The sequence below is a fragment of the Aeromonas crassostreae genome (genome assembly GCF_054052445.1).
This window is the reverse complement of the sequence record NZ_JBSTYM010000029.1, coordinates 16,087-36,681: the sequence shown is the minus strand read 5'-3', so window position 1 is coordinate 36,681 and position 20,595 is coordinate 16,087. Positions and strand designations below refer to the sequence as shown.

General features: G+C 64.9%; 21 protein-coding genes. 4 read left to right on the top strand and 17 right to left on the bottom strand.

Features of this window, described 5'->3' with window-relative positions; genetic code table 11:
* Window positions 1-104: 104 nt before the first annotated feature.
* The 4 genes from ACW5W4_RS17080 to tyrS form a co-directional block, all read right to left on the bottom strand.
* Window positions 105-1,370 carry an aromatic amino acid transport family protein gene (locus ACW5W4_RS17080; protein WP_456690183.1) on the bottom strand — a complete coding sequence of 422 codons (1,266 nt, stop codon included), beginning with the start codon at window positions 1,368-1,370 and terminating at the stop codon, window positions 105-107.
* 412 nt (window positions 1,371-1,782) lie between these two features.
* Window positions 1,783-2,595, bottom strand: coding sequence for a 3'(2'),5'-bisphosphate nucleotidase CysQ (gene cysQ, locus ACW5W4_RS17075; protein ID WP_456690182.1), 813 nt, complete (start codon window positions 2,593-2,595; stop codon window positions 1,783-1,785).
* A 26-nt stretch (window positions 2,596-2,621) separates the two neighbouring features.
* Entirely contained in the window at window positions 2,622-3,206 is a 585-nt protein-coding gene (gene nudE, locus ACW5W4_RS17070; RefSeq protein ID WP_427261979.1) for an ADP compounds hydrolase NudE, read from the bottom strand.
* A gap of 99 nt (window positions 3,207-3,305) precedes the next feature.
* The gene (gene tyrS / locus ACW5W4_RS17065) at window positions 3,306-4,574 is read right to left on the bottom strand and encodes a tyrosine--tRNA ligase (RefSeq protein WP_456690181.1); all 1,269 of its coding nucleotides are present in this window, start codon (window positions 4,572-4,574) and stop codon (window positions 3,306-3,308) included.
* A 145-nt stretch (window positions 4,575-4,719) separates the two neighbouring features.
* Between tyrS and ACW5W4_RS17060 the strand changes: the two genes are divergently transcribed.
* Window positions 4,720-5,550 (top strand): helix-turn-helix transcriptional regulator, encoded by an 831-nt coding sequence (locus ACW5W4_RS17060; protein WP_456690180.1) that lies wholly within the window; start codon window positions 4,720-4,722, stop codon window positions 5,548-5,550.
* A 60-nt stretch (window positions 5,551-5,610) separates the two neighbouring features.
* Here the strand turns inward: ACW5W4_RS17060 and exeN are convergent, their stop codons facing one another.
* From exeN to exeC, 13 genes are all read right to left on the bottom strand, one after another.
* Window positions 5,611-6,366: a GspN family type II secretion system protein ExeN gene (exeN, locus tag ACW5W4_RS17055; RefSeq protein ID WP_456690179.1), complete on the bottom strand. Its 756-nt coding sequence runs from the start codon at window positions 6,364-6,366 to the stop codon at window positions 5,611-5,613.
* A complete protein-coding gene (gene exeM, locus ACW5W4_RS17050) occupies window positions 6,363-6,854 on the bottom strand; it encodes a GspM family type II secretion system protein ExeM (RefSeq protein ID WP_427261983.1) in 492 nt (163 codons plus the stop codon). The genes exeN and exeM overlap by 4 nt, the downstream gene beginning before the upstream one ends.
* The gene (exeL, locus tag ACW5W4_RS17045; RefSeq protein WP_456690178.1) at window positions 6,851-8,035 is read right to left on the bottom strand and encodes a GspL family type II secretion system protein ExeL; all 1,185 of its coding nucleotides are present in this window, start codon (window positions 8,033-8,035) and stop codon (window positions 6,851-6,853) included. Before exeL ends, exeM begins: the two co-directional genes overlap by 4 nt.
* An 82-nt stretch (window positions 8,036-8,117) precedes the next feature.
* Window positions 8,118-9,134 carry a GspK family T2SS minor pseudopilin variant ExeK gene (exeK, locus tag ACW5W4_RS17040; RefSeq protein WP_456690177.1) on the bottom strand — a complete coding sequence of 339 codons (1,017 nt, stop codon included), beginning with the start codon at window positions 9,132-9,134 and terminating at the stop codon, window positions 8,118-8,120.
* A complete protein-coding gene (exeJ, locus tag ACW5W4_RS17035; protein WP_456690176.1) occupies window positions 9,115-9,762 on the bottom strand; it encodes a GspJ family T2SS minor pseudopilin variant ExeJ in 648 nt (215 codons plus the stop codon). Before exeJ ends, exeK begins: the two co-directional genes overlap by 20 nt.
* Window positions 9,759-10,118, bottom strand: a complete 360-nt coding sequence (gene exeI / locus ACW5W4_RS17030; protein ID WP_427261987.1) for a GspI family T2SS minor pseudopilin variant ExeI — start codon at window positions 10,116-10,118, stop codon at window positions 9,759-9,761. Before exeI ends, exeJ begins: the two co-directional genes overlap by 4 nt.
* A complete protein-coding gene (exeH, locus tag ACW5W4_RS17025; RefSeq protein ID WP_456690175.1) occupies window positions 10,115-10,648 on the bottom strand; it encodes a GspH family T2SS minor pseudopilin variant ExeH in 534 nt (177 codons plus the stop codon). The genes exeI and exeH overlap by 4 nt, the downstream gene beginning before the upstream one ends.
* Complete coding sequence (locus ACW5W4_RS17020; protein WP_456690174.1) at window positions 10,645-10,764, bottom strand: prepilin-type N-terminal cleavage/methylation domain-containing protein; 120 nt, start codon at window positions 10,762-10,764, stop codon at window positions 10,645-10,647. Before ACW5W4_RS17020 ends, exeH begins: the two co-directional genes overlap by 4 nt.
* A gap of 47 nt (window positions 10,765-10,811) precedes the next feature.
* Window positions 10,812-11,243 carry a GspG family T2SS major pseudopilin variant ExeG gene (gene exeG / locus ACW5W4_RS17015; RefSeq protein WP_042001050.1) on the bottom strand — a complete coding sequence of 144 codons (432 nt, stop codon included), beginning with the start codon at window positions 11,241-11,243 and terminating at the stop codon, window positions 10,812-10,814.
* 312 nt (window positions 11,244-11,555) lie between these two features.
* Window positions 11,556-12,776 carry a GspF family T2SS innner membrane protein variant ExeF gene (exeF, locus tag ACW5W4_RS17010; RefSeq protein ID WP_427261990.1) on the bottom strand — a complete coding sequence of 407 codons (1,221 nt, stop codon included), beginning with the start codon at window positions 12,774-12,776 and terminating at the stop codon, window positions 11,556-11,558.
* A gap of 9 nt (window positions 12,777-12,785) precedes the next feature.
* Complete coding sequence (gene gspE / locus ACW5W4_RS17005; RefSeq protein WP_456690173.1) at window positions 12,786-14,294, bottom strand: type II secretion system ATPase GspE; 1,509 nt, start codon at window positions 14,292-14,294, stop codon at window positions 12,786-12,788.
* Window positions 14,294-16,327, bottom strand: a complete 2,034-nt coding sequence (gene exeD / locus ACW5W4_RS17000; RefSeq protein ID WP_456690172.1) for a GspD family T2SS secretin variant ExeD — start codon at window positions 16,325-16,327, stop codon at window positions 14,294-14,296. Before exeD ends, gspE begins: the two co-directional genes overlap by 1 nt.
* Window positions 16,328-16,347: 20 nt before the next feature.
* Window positions 16,348-17,214: a GspC family type II secretion system variant ExeC gene (gene exeC, locus ACW5W4_RS16995; RefSeq protein WP_456690171.1), complete on the bottom strand. Its 867-nt coding sequence runs from the start codon at window positions 17,212-17,214 to the stop codon at window positions 16,348-16,350.
* A gap of 186 nt (window positions 17,215-17,400) precedes the next feature.
* On the opposite strand from exeC, the gene hslR reads away from it, so the two are divergent.
* The 3 genes from hslR (at window position 17,401) to pckA (ending at window position 20,561) form a co-directional block, all read left to right on the top strand.
* A complete protein-coding gene (gene hslR, locus ACW5W4_RS16990) occupies window positions 17,401-17,799 on the top strand; it encodes a ribosome-associated heat shock protein Hsp15 (protein WP_456690170.1) in 399 nt (132 codons plus the stop codon).
* Between the two features lie 103 nt (window positions 17,800-17,902).
* Window positions 17,903-18,787 (top strand): Hsp33 family molecular chaperone HslO, encoded by an 885-nt coding sequence (gene hslO, locus ACW5W4_RS16985; protein ID WP_427261995.1) that lies wholly within the window; start codon window positions 17,903-17,905, stop codon window positions 18,785-18,787.
* A gap of 148 nt (window positions 18,788-18,935) precedes the next feature.
* On the top strand, window positions 18,936-20,561 hold the full coding sequence (pckA, locus tag ACW5W4_RS16980) for a phosphoenolpyruvate carboxykinase (ATP) (protein ID WP_456690169.1): 1,626 nt from the start codon (window positions 18,936-18,938) through the stop codon (window positions 20,559-20,561).
* Window positions 20,562-20,595 lie beyond the last annotated feature (34 nt).

Sequence of the window (20,595 nt, the reverse complement as noted above, 5' to 3'; positions counted from 1 at the left end):
CCCGGGCCCCTGGGGGGCTTCCCCCCCCATACAAACCCCCCGGCCCCCCCGGGGGCCCCCTCTTCTCTTTCTGGCCGCAGCTCTTTCTGGCCGCAGCGCCGCTGTTACTTCAACAGGCTGAACAGCAGGGCCGAGACCGCAAGGGTCCCGGTCAGCAGGATGAAGCCGTTGGCCCAGCCCTGACGAAAACGAGCCAGCGCCTCCACCTTGTAGATGGCCACCACCGGCATGATGAACAGGATCATGGCGATGACGGGGCCGGAGAGGGTCTCCATCAGGCCGAGGATGCCTGGGTTGATGACCGCCGCCCCCCAGATGGCAAAGAACATGATGGCGATGCCCAGCCGGTCCGCCCTGGCCAGCGACAGGCCGGTGGGCTTGGCGATCAGGCTTTTCAGGCTCTCCCGGGCGCCGAGGAAGTGGCCGAGGAAGGAGGAGCTGATGGCGATGAAGGCGATGAGGGGCCCTAGCGTCACGATCACAGGATTGTCGGTGATGTTGGCGAGATAGGAGAGCACGGAGACATTCTGGGCCTTGGCCTCGGCCAGCTGGGCCGGGGAGAGGCTCAACACGCAGGAGAAGACGAAGAAGAGCACGAAACCCACCAGCATGACGGTGGTGTTGCGCAGGATCAGGCCGCTCCTGGCTTCGGCCTGCTCGCCATATTCGCGGCGCTGCACGTTGGCAAAGCCGGAGATGGCGGCGGCGTGGCTGAAGGCGAACACTGTGACCGGCAGCGCCAGCCAGACGGTGTTGAGGAAGCTGGCCCCCTCGAAGGCGGTCATTTGTGGCCAGTGCCACTGGGGAATGAGGTAGACGGAGAGGGCCGCCAGAATGGCCGCCAGCGGATAGACCATGAAGGCGAACGCACGCAGCATCGCCCGCTCGCCGGCCATCATCACGGCGATCATGGCAAGCACCAGCAGGCCGGAGAGCATGACCCGGTTCGGGGCAGCCATGCCGAGCTGGTTGACCATGAAGCTCTCCACCGTGTTGGTCAGGCCGACGCCATAGATGAGCAGGATGGGGAAGATGGAGAGGAAGTAGAGCACGGAGATGAGGCGGCCGGCCATCTTGCCGAAGTGCTCCTCCGTTACCTCGGTGAAGTCGGCGTGGGGGCGCGACGACGAGAGTACGAAGCGCGCCAGCCCGCGGTGGGCCAGGAAGGTCATGGGACCGGCCAGCACGGCAACTATCGCCAGGGGCCAGATGCCCCCCAGACCCAGGTTGATGGGCAAAAACAGGATGCCGGCGCCGACCGCGGTGCCAAACAGGCTGATGACCCAGTGGGTGTCGTGACGGCGCCAGCCGGTGCGGCCGATGGATGGGGAGCCTGATAACGCCCGGGAGATCTCTGCAGATGAACTCATTAATAAACCACTCATGCCCAGTATTAAAATCTGGAAGCATTGTGCTCCTTTAGCATTTAATTCTCAAAAATCCGCATTGGCAGATCTCACTGGCAAAGCGCGGCTCAGCCAGTGGGATTGGGCAGGGGATGGGAAGTGGATAATTCAGTTGAACCGTACACAGGTAATAATGCGAAATATAAAACCAAAATATTAATAAATTTTGACGTTATATTTTGAAGAAATGGACGTTGTCGGAATTACATGAAAAAACATCCCAGCAGCGAGCGGGAACTTGTGATGATCCACTGTCATCGCCGGGCATAGCCAGCGGATATCCCTGCATATGCCGCGATAAAGCAGCGGATCACACCAGGCAAACCGGCGACCAGCGGGCCGCCTGTTTGGCTGACATGCTTGAATATCAACCGCCTCAATGGGCCAGGATCTTGTGCCAGGCGAGATCCGGATCCCCCATCACGATGAAGTCCGGGTTCTCGAGCGACTCGGTTTCGTTGTAGCGCAGCGGTTGCAGCGCCAGGCTGAGGATGCGCCCCCCGGCCGCCTCGACGATGCACTGGGCGGCGGCGGTGTCCCACTCCCCGGTGGGGCCGAGGCGCACGTAGCAATCCGCCGCCCCCTCCGCCACCAGACAGGACTTGAGGGAGCTGGAGCCGAGGGGGACCAGATCGTAGTGGATGGCCGGGTTGAGGCGGCGGGTCAGATTCTCCAGCTTCTGGCGGCGGCTGATGGCCACCACCAGGGAGTCCGGCTGGTCGTGCTCGTGGTGCACGGCGCTGATGGGATGTACCTCGCCGTTCGCCTCCTTGAAGGCGCCGTGGCCGCGCACCGCCCAGTAGAGCACGTCGGATTCGGGGGCATAGATGACCCCGAGCACGGGCACATTGTCCCGCACCAGGGCGATCAGGGTGGCGAAGTCACCGCTGCCGGCGATGAACTCGCCGGTGCCGTCGAGGGGATCCACCAGCCAGTATTGCCGCCAGTTGGCGCGCTGGCTGAAGGGCACATCGGCCGCCTCTTCGGTCAGCACGGGCACATGGGGGGTGAGCGCCGCCAGCGCCTGCTTGAGGTAGGCGTCGGCCGCGAGATCGGCACTGGTGACCGGGGAGTCATCCGCCTTGAGCTCCCGCTCGAACTGGCCCCCCCGATAGATCTCGTGGAGTATCCTGCCGGCCTCGCGGGCGATCTCCTTGACCCCGGGCACCCAGCTCAGTAATTCCTGCATCTTCTCATCCTCCATGGCACCGCTCGTTATTTTTCCTGCCGGGCCAACCACTTCTGGGTCAGCAGCAGGGCACTGATGCTGCGTGATTCGGTGAAGTCTTCCCGCTCGAGCAGCTCATCGATGCGAGAGAGGGGCCAGGGGATCACCTCGAGGGGCTCGGGCTCGTCGCCGAGCCGCCACTCGGGGAAGAGATCCCGTGCCAGCAGTATGTCCATCTTGCTGGCGAAGTAGCCCGGGGCCAGGGAGACCTGTTTGAGCGGGATCAGGCTGCCTGCCCCGAAGCCCGCCTCCTCCATCAGCTCCCGATTGCCCGCCGTCAGGGCATCCTCGCCCGGATCGATCAACCCCTTGGGAAAGCCCAACTCGTAAGAGTGGGTCCCGGCGGCATATTCGCGGATCAGCAGCAGGGTGTCGGCGTCCAGCATGGGCACCACCATGACGGCGCCCCGGTTGCCGCCACGCATCCGCTCATAGACCCGCTCCTCGCCATTGGAGAACTTGAGATGCAGGGATTCCACCTTGAACAGGCGGCTTTCGGCCACGATTTCGGCCTTGATGATGTCGGGTTTGCGCTTGTTGGGATCCATAGCCGGGCCACTGGCGAGAGTCATGACTCAAGAGTAAACGAGTCGCAGGACGAACACCACGGGCAAAGGGGCGCAAGCTCCCGCCGTCCACCCCCTCCCCTTCGCAACCCCCATGGGGATGCTTCACTGCGGCCAGCTCACCAGCCGGTACTGCTTCTTGCCCCGGCGCAGCAGCAGGTAGCGACCAAACAGCCGATCCGCTGCCCCCAGCCGCTCATCCTGTCTTATGGCGCCGTTGAGGCTGACAGCCCCCGCCGCCAGCAGCTCCCGGGCGATGCGCTTCGAGCTCGCCAGACCACTCTCCACCAGCAGGGTGACCAGGTCTGTTTCCCCCTCGATGCGGCAGCAAGGCAGGCCATCCTGGGCCAGCTGGGCGAGATCGCTCTCCCCGAGCCCGGCCACGTCGCCACTGAACAAGAGCTCGCCGATGCGCCGCGCCGCCGCCAGCGCCCCCTTGCCGTGCACCAGTTCGGTCAGCTCGTCCGCCAGCACCTGCTGGGCCAGCTTGCGCCCCTGCCGCTTGGCGTCTTCCGCCTCCAGATCCCTGATGGCCGAGAGCGGCATAAAGCTGTAGTAGCGCAGGAAGCGGTAGACATCCTCGTCAGCGGTGCCGAGCCAGAACTGATGGAAGGCGTAGGGGGAGGTGAGCGCCGGATCCAGCCAGATGGCCCCACCCTCGGTCTTGCCGAACTTGGTGCCGTCCGCCTTGGTGATGAGGGGCAGGGTCATGCCGTGGACCTGGGTCTGATGCAGCCGCCGGGTGAGATCCATGCCGCTGGTGATGTTGCCCCACTGGTCGTTGCCGCCGATCTGCAGGGTGCAACCGAGGCGCTGGTTGAGCACGGCGAAGTCCTGGGATTGCAGCAGGGCATAGGCGAACTCGGTGAAGGAGATGCCCTGATCCGGACGGGCGAGGCGCTGGCGCACCGATTCCCGCGCCAGCATGGCGTTGACCGAGAAGTGCTTGCCGACGTCTCGCAGAAAATCGAGGGCGGACATCTGCCCCATCCAGTCGGCGTTGTTGACCAGCACGGGGGCCGTCAGCCCCTCGCTCGCCGGCAGCAGTGCCCGGATCTGGGCCGACAGGCTGGCCACCCAGCCCTGCACGGTATCGGCGCTGTTGAGGCTGCGCTCGGTCGCCTTGAAGCTGGGATCGCCGATGAGGCCGGTGGCGCCGCCCACCAGGGCCACCGGGGTGTGGCCGGCGAGCTGGAAGCGGCGCAGCATCAGGAGCGGTACCAGATGGCCGATGTGCAGGCTGCCGGCGGTGGGATCGAAGCCGCAGTAGAGGGTGCGTGGCGTGGCCAGATGATCGCGCAGGGCCGCCGGGTCGGACATCTGGGCCACCAGGCCGCGTTCGGTAAGATCGTCAAGCAAATGGGGGTCTGTCATGGGGTCTCCAACCTCAGGGGAAAGCGCCCATCCTCGCCCCTCAGGCCGGCGGCGGATATGTCCCCCAAGGGACAGTTTTGCCACTCCCGTGCTAGCATCCCGCCCATATCGGGGAGCCTGTCCCCGTCACCCGGAGCCCGTCGCCATGACCCCACCGCTTGCCGCAGATGCGCTGACCGCCAGCCTGACCGCCGTCGTCGATGCCCTGCACAGCCCGGCCTTTGCACCGGCCCTGGTGCGCCTCATCCAACAGCAGGTGGCGTTCGACTGCGCCCTGCTGCTCGGGGTGGGCCAGCGCCCCGTCTACCTCTATGACAACCTGAGCCACCAGCGGGCCCTGCTGTTCGAACGCTACCTCACCAGCCACTTCAGCCAGGATCCCTTTATGCAGGCGCTGGAGCAAGGGCTGGGGGCCGGGGTCTGGACCCTGGCGCAGGTATCGAAGGGGCGCCTCGACCCCGAGTATCGCCACCACTTCTATCAGGCCACCGGCTGGCAGGAGGAGGTGGGGCTGATCCTGCCGGTGCGCAGTGGCCTCACCCTGATGCTGTTTCTCGGCCGCCTCGACAAGCGCCACAGCCTGCGCCCGGAGGAGCGGGCCCGGCTGGAGGACATCTTCCCCCTGATCCATTCCCTGTGCCGCCAGCACTGGCGCCAGGAGGAGGTGCGGCTGGCACAGAGCCCCCAGCCCGAGGGGGCCGACCTCAGGGGGGCGGTGGAGCAGGCCATCGCCAGCGTGGGCGGGGACAGGCTCACCCGCCGGGAGCGCCAGGTGGCGGGATTGCTGCTGCAGGGGCTGGATACCGAGGCCATCGCCGCCGCACTCGGCATCGGCGGCGGCACGGTCAAAAATCACCGCAAGCACCTCTACGGCAAGCTGCGGCTCAGCTCCCGGGCCGAACTGTTTCGCCTCTTTCTCAACCACCTCATCACCACGCCCCTGAGCGGCGCCCCACCCGAGGACCCCGCTCCATAACGACACCACCCCGCCGAGGCGGGGTGGTGTTCATGCAGGCCAAGCCAACCGGCTGCGCCGTCAGATCCGGCCCTGATAGCGCAGCGGGAAGCGGCCCTGACCGTCGGGCTGACCGAGGAAGGGCAGCCCCTGCTTCATCTGATCCGGCAGCGCGGGCCCGGGCTTGAGGGTGCCCAGGAACAGGTACTGGCGATTGGCCTTGAGCTCAAGCTGGCCCGCCACCTGCACCGCCTCCGATCCCTGCTTGAGATCCACCTTCAGGGTCGAATCCAGGCAGCTGAGCCTCGCCTCGGGATCCCCCAGCAGCAGCTTGCCCGCCGGCGTCTGGGTCTCGGCGCCGTACCAGTAGAGGTTGCCATACAGGCTGTCGCACCAGGGCTGGCCCTGGGCGAACTGATCCACCTTGAGCTGCAGCTGGCCCGCCGCCGTCAGGGGGAAGGGCAGGCGCATGGGCAACCGCGCCAGCAGCCAGGGGGCGGGGGCGTTCAGGGTGAGGTCGCGACCGAAGGCGGCGCCATTCCAGCCGATCACCCCCTGGCCGTTGAGGCCGTCCCGCTCGCCGAAGCGCAGGGCGACCTCGGGGGCCAGCCGCAGCAGCGACCAGCCGTCGAGATCCCAGCGCAGCCGGGTCAGGGACTCGCTGGCGTATTGCAGCCGGGCCACCTCCCCCTGCCAGAGGGTGCCGCTCACCCCTTCCAACCTGACCATGGGGGGCAGGGGCAGATGACGCGCCACCAGGCTGGCGGGCACGCTGATCAGCAGGAAGCCGAGCCAGGCCAGCAGGAAGACGACCAGTATCCAGATCTTGCGTTTCATTGCGGGCGACTCACCTGTAAGCGTCTCACCTTGACCATGCCGGCGGGCAGTTGCTCGCGGGCCACCTCTATCACTTCTACCTTGACACCGTACTTGTCCGCCAGCTCGGCCAGCCACATCAGCAGATCGTCGAAGGCGACCTGGTCTATCCAGACTTGCAGCTCCTGGCCCTGGGGTTGCAGCCGGGCGATCTTGATCTTGTGGTTGAAGGCGGTGCGATTGACCACGCCATCCAGGGTGCCCCCCAGATCCAGGTCGCGGCCGCTGCCCGCCTGGGCCGCCAGCACCTGCTCTCCCTTCTCTTTCAGCCAGATCAGGGTCTGCTGCTGGCTCTTCACCTGGCGCTCCCGCTCCTCGATGCGATTGCCGAGGGGCTGCCACACCAGCCAGTAGAAGAGACCGATGAGCAGCACGCTGCCCCCCACCGCCAGCAGCCGCTGTTCCCGGGCGCTGAGACCACGCCACCAGAGTTCAAACCTTGCCATCATGATGATTTATCCTTGAGCACCAGCGCCCCTTCTACCCTACCCTCGGTGCTTCGCACCTCTCCCTGCTGCACCTCGAAGCGCTTGCCCGCCAGCTCGCGGAAACGCTCGATCTCGGTGAAGCCGGGGGCCGTCACCTGCAACCTGAGCTCGCCCCGGGTGGCGTCGAAGCGCAGCACCTCGGGTTTGAGCCCGGGCACCTCGGCAAACACAGGGGCCAGCTCAGTCAACAGCAGCAGTACGCCGCTCTGGGGCGCCGCCCCCAGCAGCCGCAGGTGCTGCTCCATCTGGCTGCGCACGTTCACTATCCGGCTCTCCCCGGGGAAGATGCGGGTGTAGACCTGCCGGATCTCCCCCTTGAGGACCTTGTCCTGCTCCGCCAGCTGATACAGGGCCAGCCCCCGCTGCCCCAGGGTGACCAGCAGCAGGGCCGCCGCCACGCCCAGCACCTTGCGCCACTGCAACCAGTGACGGCCGTATTCGGTCTGGGGCCGGAAGGGGCCCTGCAACAGGTTGATCTGGCCGCGCAACGCCTCCCGCGCCAGCAGCAACATGGGCAGTTCCGGATCCGCCGCCTGCCAGTCGGCGCCCGCGATGGCGGGAGCCGGGGTATGGCTATGGAGAGTGACGGGTTCGGCCTGGGCCGCCAGCAGCAGGCCGAGCAGGGCCTGGTCGGCCACCAGCCCCTGATGGGGGCCTTGGCGCACCAGCCAGTGCCTGCCCAGTTGCAGGGCGGACCAGCCGTCCGCCGCCTGAGGCAGCGCCAGCACGTCTGGCAGCATCTGCACGCAGCCGAGCCCGGCCGCCTCCAGCCAGCCGAGCCAGCGGCGCATCTGCTGGCTGTCCACCGCCATCAGATCCACCTCGTGTCCCTCATGACCCAGCACCACCAGATGCAGGGACTCCACGTCCGAGGCGATCTGCTCCTCCAGCAGGTAGGGCAGGGCCGCCGCCGACTGGCGGTTGTATTTGCCCGGCAGGCGTACCCGCCGGAAGATGACGGCGCTGCCGGGCACCAGGGTCACCACGGGGCGCCCTCCGGCCCGCTCGCGCAACTCGTGCAGCCCATGGGCCGAGGCCAGGGTGCCGGAGGCGATGATCTCCCCCTCCCGCGCCGACCAGACCAGCCAGTCGACCGGCTCTTCCTGGGTTGTGCCCAGACGGATGACCAGACTCTCGTTCAACACTCTCTCCTTGGTCTGCCCCGACGGTGCGGCGGCTGACGCTTGCTATTGGCTGCGGGGTGGCGCGCCGGGTCGGAGCCGCTCACTCGGCGCCCCCATTGACCCGGCGCAGCACCACCGGCTTGTTCTCTTTGCTGCGCTGGAAGTAGGTCTCCAGCCTGGCCCGGGTATCGGCCACCTCGGCCAGCAGGTAGGCCGCAAAATAGTCGCTCTTGACGCCGAGCGCCTCGTTCAATCCGGTCAGCCCGGCGCCAGCCGCCAGAGCGGGCAGGGATGTCATCTCCTGCTTGTCCTGCCACCCCTTCCTGGGGCGGTCGCTGAGCACGGCCCTGGCATCGTCCACCCCTATCTTGCCGAGGTAGAGGGCCGCCAGCAGCTCGGCCTGCTCCGGGGCTAGGGTGTTGATGTTGACCAGCAGCTTGTCATTGGGCAGGGCGCAGACATAGGGCACCAACCTGGCGTAGAGGGCACTGCCCACCCCGCGCACCGCCCGCAACTCATCCACCCCCAGCATCTTCTGATTGGCGGGCAGATAGGGGGGATCCAGCCCCTCGTAGTAGGCATCCTCGGCGCCGTAGCTGGAGACCAGCACGGTATCGCTGTCGGTCCAGTCACGCACCGCGTCCGTCAGTTGCACCGCCTCATACTCATCCACCTCGAGCAGGGTCAGCAGGGTGCGAAACACCTTGACCGGATAGGGCGGGTTCGCCTCATCGTCCGTGCCGTCCCCCTTGCGCGCCACGCTCAGGCTGTTGAGGTTGAAGCACCCCTGCAGATCCCGCACCTCCCCCTTGAGGGTGCCATCCTCCACCGGGAAGACCCCGTCCTTGCGGGCCCAATACTGGCCCAGGCTCACCACCTTGGGGTCATCCTTGAAGTCCTGGGCCAGGATCTTGCTGACCAGGGCCTCGGCGGACAGGGCATACCACCAGGCTTGCTTGCCCGTGGTGAGGTTGCTGGTGCGACGCAGCTCCAGCTGCAATCGCCCGCTCATGTTGCTGGCGATGATGACCATCACCGAGAGGATGAGCAGCACCACCAGCAGCGCCATGCCCCGGTTTCGGCCAGGCCCGCGCCCCTCAGGATTGCGTCGGTGCATCTTCGATCCTCGCGCCTGGGGCACCGATCAGGAACTGACGGCGCAGGGTGCCGTAATCCTCCAGATCCAGCTCCACCGCCAGCCCCTCGGGCAGACGATCGGCCGTGGTCCACTCCGAACGCCAGCTCCCCTCTGCATAGAAGAAGATCCGCAGTCCGCTCACCTTGCCGAGCAGGGGCTGCACCCTGGGTTCGGTGCCGATCACCGGATCCGGATAGAGGTAGCTCAGCCGCTCCAGGGTCTGTCCCTTGAGCCGCCAGCCCACCCGCTGCAAGCCGGAGCGCGGCAAGATGCCGTCCGGGTTGAGCCAGCCGCCGCGGATGAAGGCCATGCCCCAGTCGTCACTCTCCTGACCGAAGCGGGTCGCCGCCAGCAGCACCCGGTTGCTCTCCCCCTCGATGCGGCCGGTGCGCGGCACCATCTGGCCCACGTCCCGCTCCAGCAGGTCGAAGGCGCGCTGCAGCTCGGCCAGCCGCAGCTCCTTCTTCCTGGCCACCTCGTCGCTGGTGAGCACCCCCTGCAACACCTGATAGGCCCCCAGGCTGAGGCCGGCGAAGATGGCGATGGCCACCAGCATCTCAAGCAGGGTAAAGCCGGTGTGACGGGGGCGAGGAGGGAGACGCATCATCGGCTGATATAAGTCCGCATCATGGCGACCGGGTTGTCGGCCTTGGGGGCGCTGCGCACCTCCAGATCCAGCGCCTTGAAGTTGGCATCGCTGGTGGCGACGCCACGATAGCGCCAGAACCAGAGCTGGCCGGCCATCTCCTCCTGCCCCTCGACCCAGCTGTCGCTGGGCCACCTGGCCTCGAGTTTCTGCTGCACCAGCTGGTTCTGGGCGACCCAGGTGGCCAGGGTCTTCTGCTCCAGATGGCTGAGACCAGAGAGGTGCTCGCTGGCGCTCTTCATCACGGCGAGCCCGGCGATGGCGAACACCACCAGGGCCACCATCACCTCCAGCAGCGTCATGCCGCGCGCCTTCATGGGGTCGCCTCCCCGGATTCATCAAGGCTCAGGGTACCGAACTCGTCGGCGCGCACCACCCGCACATACTGGGCATCATCGACCCGCTGGTTCAGAGTCAGCACGAAAGGGGTCAGCTCATCACCGGGGAAGATGAGCACCTGGGGACGGCTTGCCTCTCCCCGCTCGTCCTCCTGTGGCTGCCAGGCAAAACCGGCCAGCTCCAGGGTGAGGCGGATATCGTCGCCGAGCTCGACCGGGCCCAGCAGCTTGTCCCCTTCCAGGGGTTGCCAGCTGCGATCCTTGCCCTGGCGGCGCATGAACTGCCAGCCATGGTCATCGAGGCGCAGCCCCAGCAGGCGACCATCCATCACCGCCTGCTGCTGGGCCTGCTGCAACACCGCCATGAAGCGACGCGCCTGCTTGTCCAGCTCCCTGTCCCCCCTGGCGCCCCCCATGCTGAGGGTGACGGCGGTGGCCACCAGTCCCATCAACATGGCGACCAGCAACACCTCCAGCAGAGTAAAACCGCCCTGGCGACTCTGCTTCATGGCATCTGCCTTAGCTGCATGGCGGTGGCCCCGGGCCATCCCATCAACATGGCGACCAGCAACACCTCCAGCAGAGTAAAACCGGCCTGGCGGCAGGCAGCAGAGGCCACCTTCATTCAGGCAGCCCCGGGGTGGCACAGTGATCGCGACGCGGCGGGATCACTTATTGGAAATCCTTCAGATTCCAGTTGCCGATGTCGTCATCGCTGCCAGCTTCCCCATCCAGACCCATGGAGAAGATGTCAATCTTGCCGAACTGGCCCGGGCTCAGCAGCTGGTAGGGATTGCCCCAGGGATCCTGCGGCAGGCGCTTGATGTAGCCACCGTCACGGTAGCTGCGCGGCTCGGGGGCGGCGCTCGGCTTGTTGACCAGGGCGTCCAGCCCCTGCTCCGTGGTCGGGTAGCGGTTGTTGTCCAGCTTGTACATGTCCAGGGCATTTTCCAGCGCCACTATGTCGGAGACCGCTTTTTGCTGGTCGGCCTTCTCCTTGTTGCCCATCAGGTTGGGCACCACCAGGCTGGCCAGGATCCCCAGGATCACGATGACCACCATGACTTCCAGCAGGGTGAAACCCGATTGACGACGCTTTTGCATGACTGACTCCCTAACGAATGAGATGGCGCAGGCCATCAGAAAGTGATCTGTGGGTCGACGTATCGCCGGGCGGCACCATCGAACACCGGAAACTTACAACTTCACCATATTGTTGAGCTCGAGCGAATTGACCGCAGGATCGACCGACATCACCTGCACGCCAGCATCACAGATTGACCATGTTGTTCAGCTCGAGCGAATTGACTGCAGGATCGACCGAAGCCACCTGCACGCCAGCATCACAGATTGACCATGTTGTTGAGCTCGAGCGAATTGACTGCAGGGTCGACCGACATCACCTGCACGCCAGCATCACAGATTGACCATGTTGTTCAGTTCCAGGATCGGCTGCAGGATCGACATCACGATAAACAGCACCACTCCGGCCATGGAGACCACCAGCATGGGTTCGAACACCCCGAGGGCGATGTTCACCTGGCTCTCGAACTCCCTGTCCTGGTTGTCCGCCGCCCGCTCCAGCATGCTGTCGAGCTCGCCGCTCTGCTCGCCGGAGGCGATCATGTGCAGCATCATGGGCGGAAAAATTTTGGTTTCATCCAGCGACTTGCGCAGACTGGTCCCCTCCCGCACCCGCTCGCTCGCCGCCAGGATGCGGGCGCGGGCGAAGTCGTTGGAGAGCACCTCCCCCGCGATCTTCATCCCCTCCAGCAGGGGCACGGCGCTGGCGTTGAGGATGCTCAAGGTACGGGCGAAGCGGGCGGTATTGAGGCCGCGGCTGACCCGGCCTATCACCGGCAGGCGCAGCAAGAGCCCATGCCAGCGCTGGCGGCGCGCGGGATCCGTCAGCCACCAGCGCCAGATCAGGCCGCCCAGGCCGAGCAGCAGCAGGAACCAGAGGCCGTAATGCTGCATCAGCTCGCTGGTGCCGATGAGAAAGCGGGTCGTCATCGGCAGCTGCTGGCCCATGTGCTCGAACTGGGCCACCACCTTGGGCACCACGGCGGTGAGCAGTATGGAGATGACGCCGATGGCCACCAGGGTCAGCACCATGGGGTAGATCATCGCCTGCAGCAGCTTGGTGCGCATGTGCTGGCGCTGCTCCGTGTAGTCGGCGAGGCGGTTGAGCACCTTCTCCAGGTGCCCCGATTTCTCGCCGGCCGCCACCATGGAGCGAAACAGCTGATCGAACACATGGGGGAAGGCCCCCAGCGAATCGGCCAGGGTGTACCCCTCGACCACACGACCGCGCACCGTGGCCACCAGGCTGCGCAGGTGCGCCTTCTCGCACTGCTGGGAGACGGCCCTGAGCGCCTCTTCAATGGTGAGACCGGCCCCCACCAGGGTCGCCAGCTGGCGGGTGATCAGCGCCAGTTCCGCCGTGCTGGCGCCGCGGCGAAACAGCACGAAGCGGTTCGCCTCCCGCTTCGCCTTCTCCGTGGTCTCGCTCACCTCCAGCGGGGTCAGCCCCTGCTCGCGCAGCTGCTGGCGCACCTGGCGCGCCGAGTCCCCCTCGGCCACCCCTTGCTTCTGGCGGCCCTTGTCGTCGAGGGCCTTATATTCGAATGCAGCCAAGTCCTATCCTCAATCTTCCCGGGTCACCCGCAGCACTTCTTCCAGGCTGGTCTGGCCCTGGAGCACCTTGTCGATGCCGTCGCGGCGGATGCTGGGGGTGTGGGGGCGGATCAACCGCTCGATGGCCAGTTCGCCGCTGGCCGCGTGGACGGCTTCGCGTACCGCCTCGTCCACCACCACCAGCTCGTGGATGCCGGTCCGGCCGCGATAACCGGTGTGGTTGCACTGCTCGCAGCCCACCGGGTGCCAGATCTCTCGGGCGGCCTCGTGGCCCTCGATGCGCATCAGCTCACGCTCCTGCAGGCTGGCCGGGCGCGCCTCCTTGCAGTCGGGGCAGAGGGTGCGTACCAGCCGCTGGGCCAGCACCGCCAGGAGCGATGAGGAGAGCAGGAAGGGCTCTATGCCCATGTCCCGCATCCGGGTGATGGCGCCGATGGCGGTGTTGGTGTGCAGGGTCGACATCACCAGGTGACCGGTGAGGGACGCCTGCACTGCTATCTGGGCGGTCTCCAGATCCCGGATCTCCCCCACCATGACCACGTCGGGATCCTGACGCAAGATGGCCCGCAGGCCGCGGGCGAAGGTCATGTCCACCTTGGGATTGACCTGGGTCTGACCCACCCCTTCCAGGTCATATTCGATAGGGTCTTCCACCGTGAGGATGTTGCGATCCCGCGAGTTGATCTCGGACAGGGCCGCATACAGGGTGGTGGACTTGCCCGAGCCGGTCGGCCCGGTCACCAGTATGATGCCGTGGGGCTTGCGAATCAGCTCCCCGATGATCTCGCGGTTGGCCAGCGTCATGCCGAGCTGCTTGAGCTCGAGGCGCACGTTGTTCTTGTCCAGCAGTCGCAATACTACCCGCTCGCCGTAGCTGGACGGCATGGTGGAGACCCGCACGTCCACCGCCCGGCCGCCGATGCGCAGCGAGATGCGGCCATCTTGCGGCACCCGCTTCTCGGCGATGTCCATGCGCGACATCACCTTGATGCGCGACACCAGCAGGGAGGCAAGCTTACGATGGGGGCGCAGTATCTCCCGCAGCACCCCATCGATGCGAAAACGGATGACCAGGGCCCGCTCGAAGGTCTCGATATGGATGTCGGACGCCTCTTCCTTGATCGCCTCGCTCAGCATGGCGTTGATGAGGCGGATGATGGGGGCGTCGTCGTCGGCGTCCAGCAGATCCTCGCTCTGGGGCAGCTCCTCGGCCAGGGCGAAGAAGTCCATCTCGTTGCCGAGATCCTCCATCAGCTGGCGCGCCTCGGAGGAGTCGCGCTGATAGTGGGCCATCAGCCGCTGCTCAAATTCTTCCCCCTCCAGGGGCTGCACGGTGAAGTCGCTGCCGGCCACCCGCTGCACCTCGAGCAGGGCCTGGGGGCTGACCCCGGGTCGGCACAGCAGCACGGGAGCGCCGGCCTCCTCGGTCAGGATGACGCCGAAATTGCGGGCGAAGGCGAACGGCAGCTCGGGCAGCGCCGCCGGCAGTTCGCCCTCATCGAGTCGATAAGCCGCCATCAGGGCTTGCTCTGCACGAAGGGCTTCACGCTGTCCGCCGTGGCCTGTTGCCGGTTTCTCATGGACTGGATCTGCTGCTGCACCTCGGGGGAGACCATGACGTCCTGGCCATAGGCCGGCAGGACCTGGCGCGCCGGCGAGGTGAGATACCCCTCCTCGGCGGCCCTGTCCAGCTGCTCGGCCCTGAACAGGGTGTACTTGTTGCTGGAGATGCCGGAATAGACGTTGGCATCGCGCAATATGGTCGGCCGGATGAAGATCATCAGGTTGCGCTTGGAGGTGGTATTGGAGGTGGAGCGGAACAGGTAGCCCAGCACGGGAATGTCACCCAGCAGGGGCACCTTGGAGACCTGCTCCTTGGTCTGTTCGTCCATCAGGCCCCCCAGCACCACGGTTTCGCCGCTCTTGACCAGCACCGCATTCTTGACGGTGCGGGTGTCGAAGGTGGGGCCGAGATCCGCCGTGCCGGTGGCCTGGGTCTGGGCCACGCTGGAGACCTCCTGCTCGATATTGAGCAGCACGGAGTCCCCTTCGTTGATCTGGGGCGTCACCACCAGCTTGGTGCCCACCGTCTTGCGCTCTATGGTGTTGAAGATGTTGTCCCCCGAGGTGGAGCTCTGGGAGCCGGTCTGCACCGGCACCTCCTGACCCACGTTGAACGACGCCTCCTTGTTGTCCATGGTGACTATGCTGGGGGTCGACAGGATGTCGTTCTTGGTGTTGGTGGAGAGGGCGGTCACCAGCATGGCCCAGTCACCCTGATAGAAGCCGGCGGCCATGCCGCTGAAGCTGCCCACCAGGCTGCTCAGGGTGTCGATGTTGTCATTCTCCTTGTAGTCGATGGCCCCCGCCGCCACGCTGCCGATGGGCAGACCCGTGTTGGTGAACTGGGTGCCGCCGCCATTGGTGTTGGCCCACTGCACCCCGAGATTGAGGCCGTCGCCATCGGCGACCTCCACTATGATGGCCTCCACCAGCACCTGGGCACGGCGGATGTCGAGCTTGGCGATCACCTGCTCCAGCTCCGCCATCACGTCCGGCTGGGCGGTGATCACCAGGGCATTGGTGGTCTCGTCCGCCGAGATGGCGAGCTGGCCGCCCCCTATGCTGCTGCCGGCACCGGCTGCCGCCGTGCCGCCCTTCTTGTCGGCCTCTATGCTGGAGCTGACCCCCTTGAGCACATCCACCAGATCCTTGGCCTTGCCATATTTGAGGTAGAAGACCCGGGTATTGCCCTGGCTCTGCAGGTCGCGGTCGAGCTGGTGCACCATCTGGATGATGCGGGCCCGCGCCTTGGGTTCGCCACTGACCACCACCGAGTTGGTGCGCTCGTCCGCCACCACCTTGGGGGTCAGCTGGAAGCCGGCATTGCCGCCCTGGGCGTTGCCTTCCTTGTTGAGGTTGGTCACCAGCCGCACCATCTCGCCGGCGGAGGCGTATTTCAGCTTGATGATGTCCACATCCTGATCCCCGGCCTTGTCGACCCGGCGCACCACTTCCACCAGGCGATTGACCACGGCGGCGCGGCCTGTGATGAGCAGGACGTTGGAGGGTTCATAGTGGACCACGTTGCCGCCGCCGGCGTTGTCATTGAGCTGACGCAGCAGGGGGGCGAGTTCGCGTACCGAGACGTTGCGCACCGGCACCACCCGGGTCACCATCTCGTCCCCCGTGCCCGGGTTGCGGTCGTCCACCACAGGGATGGCCGAGGTCTTGGCATCCTTGGAACGCACCACCTTGAGCACGCCGTTGTCCATGGGCACCACGGCGAAACCATAGACGTCCAGCACGCTCAGGAAGAATTGATAGTACTGATCCTCGTTGAGCAGATCGTAACTGCGCACGTTGATCTTGCCGCGCACAGAGGGCTCTATGATGATGGTTTTATTGAGGTTCTTTCCAACCGTGTTGATGAACTCCTCGATCTCCGCGTTCTTGAAGCTGGCAGAATATTCGGTCGCCCAGACGGAGCCCGTCATCAGCAAGGCCGCCGCCACAGACGCCAGGCGCCAGCCTTTCCCTTTGTTTCTCATGCGTGCACTACTCCGGATCATTATTCTGACAAGCCGACATAGACGTCATACAGCTGTCCCTGCCGTTCGACCGTCACTGTCATCTCGGTGGCGCTCGCCACCTGTTGCATCGCCTGCATGGCCTGGGCGTTATCCCGCAGATCCAGACCATTGATGCTGACGGCCAGGTCATTGGCGACCAGGCCGAGTTGGTTGAAGAGTTCCGGGTCCCGGCCCGGATTGAGGCGATAACCCGTCATGCGGCCATCGACCCGCACCGGGGAGATATTGAGGTAATCGGTCAGCTTGCCGGGGTTGCTCATCAGCGCGCCCCGCACCTCATCGAGCCTGCCCCCCGCTTTCTCCTGCGCCGGGACCGGCTTGCCATACTGCTCGCCGTCCAGCATCAGGGTCTCGTCGCGCCCGTTGCGCGCTATGATGACGCGATCGGCAAACACCTGCCGCAGCTGGGCCTGGGTGCCATCTATATAGTCACCGATACCGTAGGAGTTCTGGCTGCCGCCATGGGCGATGATGGCGATGGACTTGGCGGGATCCGAGCTCGCCAGCACCCCGTTGAGCTGGGCGTTGAGCTGGGTCTTGGGGGCATCGGCCGCCACCCGGGTCTGGGCCTTGGCCAGCTCGGCGCGGCCAAACAGGGCGAGACGCGTGAGGGGCACCAGATCCGTGCCCTGGCGGCCCCCCTCGGTCACCTGGACGCCGGGTTGCCAGGCGACGGGCTGCTCAGGACTCGCCAGCGACAGCAGTCGCCAGGTCAATCCGGCACTCTGGTGCGCCAGCAACAGCAGCAGGCCCCAGAACAGCCACTGGCTGATACGGGCAAGGGGCAGCCGCTTGCCCAGGGCAAGCAAGGTAGACAGCAAGTCATCCTTGAACGGTAGCGTCATGTTTCTCAAAATAATTTTCTATCCAAATCGGTCAGCTATTGTGTACGGCAATGGCCCGGGAGACAACTGACCGCATGCGCAATATGGCCAAAAATGCTCGCGCCGTCACTGACAGCCAGCCCAGATTCAATCCTGGGCCCCGGCTCTGGTATAATCGGCGTCCATGTCACATCGTCGGAGCCCGTCATGAGCAAAGCCGTTTCGCCCGAATCCTCCCTGCGTCTGGACAAGTGGCTCTGGGCCGCCCGCTTCTACAAGAGCCGCAGTCTGGCCCGGGATCAGATCGACGGCGGCAAGGTGCACTACAACGGCCAGCGCAGCAAACCGGGCAAGGCGGTCGAGGTCGGCGCCCTGATCCGCTTCTGGCAGGGTCAGGACGAACGGGAAGTGCGGGTGCTGACCCTGTGCGAGCAGCGAAGATCGGCCCCCCTGGCCCAGCTGATGTACGAGGAGACGGCCGAGAGCCTCAAACGCCGGGCCGAGAACGCCGAGGCGCGCCGCCTCAACAGCCAGTTTGCACCGAGCCCGGAGCGCCGTCCCGACAAGCAGGAGCGCCGCCAGCTGATCCGGGTCAAGCAATCCTGAGCCAACCCCATGACCCTTGTATGACGACAGGGACCCAAGAAAGTTCACCCCCGGCCGCGAGGCGCCGGGCGTCCAAGCCATTACCACCCCGAAGGAAGATGAGATGAGTCACCAAGATCTGCTGTATCGCTATCTGTTTGAAGAGTACGAAGTGCGGGGTGAGCTGGTCCAGCTGGATAGCACCTACCGTCATGTGGTCGAGGCGCAGAGCTACCCGGTACAGGTGCAGCACCTGCTGGGGGAGCTGCTGGTGGCCACCAGCCTGCTGACCGCCACCCTCAAGTTCGAAGGCTCCATCACGGTGCAGTTGCAGGGGGACGGCCCGGTGCGCCTGGCCGTCATCAACGGCGACCACAACCAGCAGCTGCGCGGCGTGGCCCGCCATGAGGGAGAACTGCCGAGCGATGGCAAGCTGCAGAGCCTGATCGGCAACGGCCAGCTGGTGATCACCATCACCCCGGAACAGGGCGAGCGCTATCAGGGCATCATCGCCCTGGAATCCGACACCCTGGCCGGCTGCCTGGAGCAGTACTTCGCCCAGTCAGAACAACTGGCCACCAAGCTCTGGATCCGCACCGGTCACCTGGATGGCGCCCCCCGCGCCGCCGGCATCCTGTTGCAGGAGCTGCCCGCCCAGAGCGAGGATCACAGCGCAGATTTCGAGCACCTGACCCAGCTCACCGCCACCATCAAGGACGAGGAGCTGTTTGGTCTGGAGGCCGAGGAGATCCTCTATCGCCTCTATCACCAGGACAAGGTGCGGGTGTTCGATCCCCAGGCCGTCGCCTTCCGCTGCACCTGCTCCCGGGAGCGTTGCGAGGGCGCCCTGCTGCAGATAGAGAAGGAAGAGGTGCTCGATATGCTGCAGGAGCAGGGCAAGATAGAGATGCACTGCGACTACTGCGGGGCTCACTATCCTTTTGATGCGATCGATGTCGAAACCCTGTTCAGCGGGGCTCCCGGTAATGATGCAAACCAGTTACACTAAATGAAGGCGGGGAAACCCGCCTTTCACTTAAAAAATAAAAAAATACCCTACTTTATAAACTTTGATGAAGGTCGCTAAATTCTACTACCTAGGTGGTAGAGTTGATGCCAGATAGAACCCTACACACCTCTGAACCCAGGAGAATACAATGACAATCGTGGCAGCACCCACCCTGGCCCAAGGATTACAACTGGAGCAATACGGCATCCATAATGCCGTGGAAATCCTGCGTAACCCCTCCTATGAGCAACTGTTCGTAGAAGAGACTCGTCCCGATCTCGAAGGTTTCGAGCGCGGGGTGGTGACAGAACTTGGCGCCGTCAATGTCAACACCGGCATCTTTACCGGTCGTTCCCCGAAAGATAAATATATCGTCAAAGACGGCACCACCCAGGATACTGTGTGGTGGTCTGACCAGGGCAAGAACGATAACAAGGCGATCACCCCTGCGGTATGGGCAGATCTGAAGGCGCTGGTCACCCAGCAGCTCTCCGACAAGCGTCTGTTCGTCATCGACGGCTACTGCGGTGCCAACCCGGATACTCGGCTGGCGGTGCGCGTCATCACAGAAGTGGCCTGGCAGGCGCACTTCGTCAGGAACATGTTCATCCGCCCGAGCGAGGAAGAGCTCAAGAGCTTCAAACCGGACTTCGTGGTGATGAACGGCGCCAAGTGCACCAACCCGAACTGGCAGGCCCAGGGTCTCAACTCCGAGAACTTCGTCGCCTTCAACCTGACCGAGAAGATCCAGCTCATCGGCGGCACCTGGTACGGTGGCGAGATGAAGAAGGGCATGTTCTCCATGATGAACTACTTCCTGCCCCTGCGCGGCATCGCCTCCATGCACTGCTCCGCCAACGTGGGTCAGGATGGGGACGTGGCCATCTTCTTCGGCCTCTCCGGCACCGGCAAGACCACCCTCTCCACCGATCCCAAGCGTCAGCTCATCGGCGATGACGAGCACGGCTGGGACGATGACGGCGTGTTCAACTTCGAAGGGGGCTGCTACGCCAAGACCATCAAGCTCTCCAAGGAGGCCGAGCCGGACATCTTCAACGCCATCCGCCGCGATGCGCTGCTGGAGAACGTGACCGTCGCCGACGATGGCACCATCGACTTCGATGATGGCTCCAAGACCGAGAACACCCGGGTCTCCTACCCCATCTATCACATCGAGAACATCGTCAAGCCGGTCTCCAAGGCGGGCCACGCCACCAAGGTGATCTTCCTGACCGCCGATGCCTTCGGTGTACTGCCCCCGGTCGCCAAGCTGACCAAGGAGCAGACCAAGTACCACTTCCTGTCCGGTTTCACCGCCAAGCTGGCCGGTACCGAGCGTGGCATCACAGAGCCGACCCCGACCTTCTCCTCCTGCTTCGGCGCGGCCTTCCTCAGCCTGCACCCCACCAAGTACGGTGAAGAACTGGTCAAGCGGATGGAAGCGTCCGGCGCCGAGGCCTATCTGGTCAACACCGGCTGGAACGGCACCGGCAAGCGCATCTCCATCAAGGACACCCGCGCCATCATAGACGCCATCCTGGATGGATCCATCGAGCAGGCCGACACCAAGGTGCTGCCCATCTTCAATCTGGCAGTGCCGACCGCGCTGCCGGGCGTGAACCCGGCCATCCTGGATCCTCGTGACACTTATGCCGACCAGGCCGAGTGGGATGCCAAGGCCGTGGATCTGGCGGGGCGCTTCATCAAGAACTTCGAGCGCTTCACCGACAACGACGAAGGCAAGCGCCTGGTCGCCGCGGGTCCCCAGCTGTAACGACCCCAGCCGCCCATGACCAGACCGGCCAGCT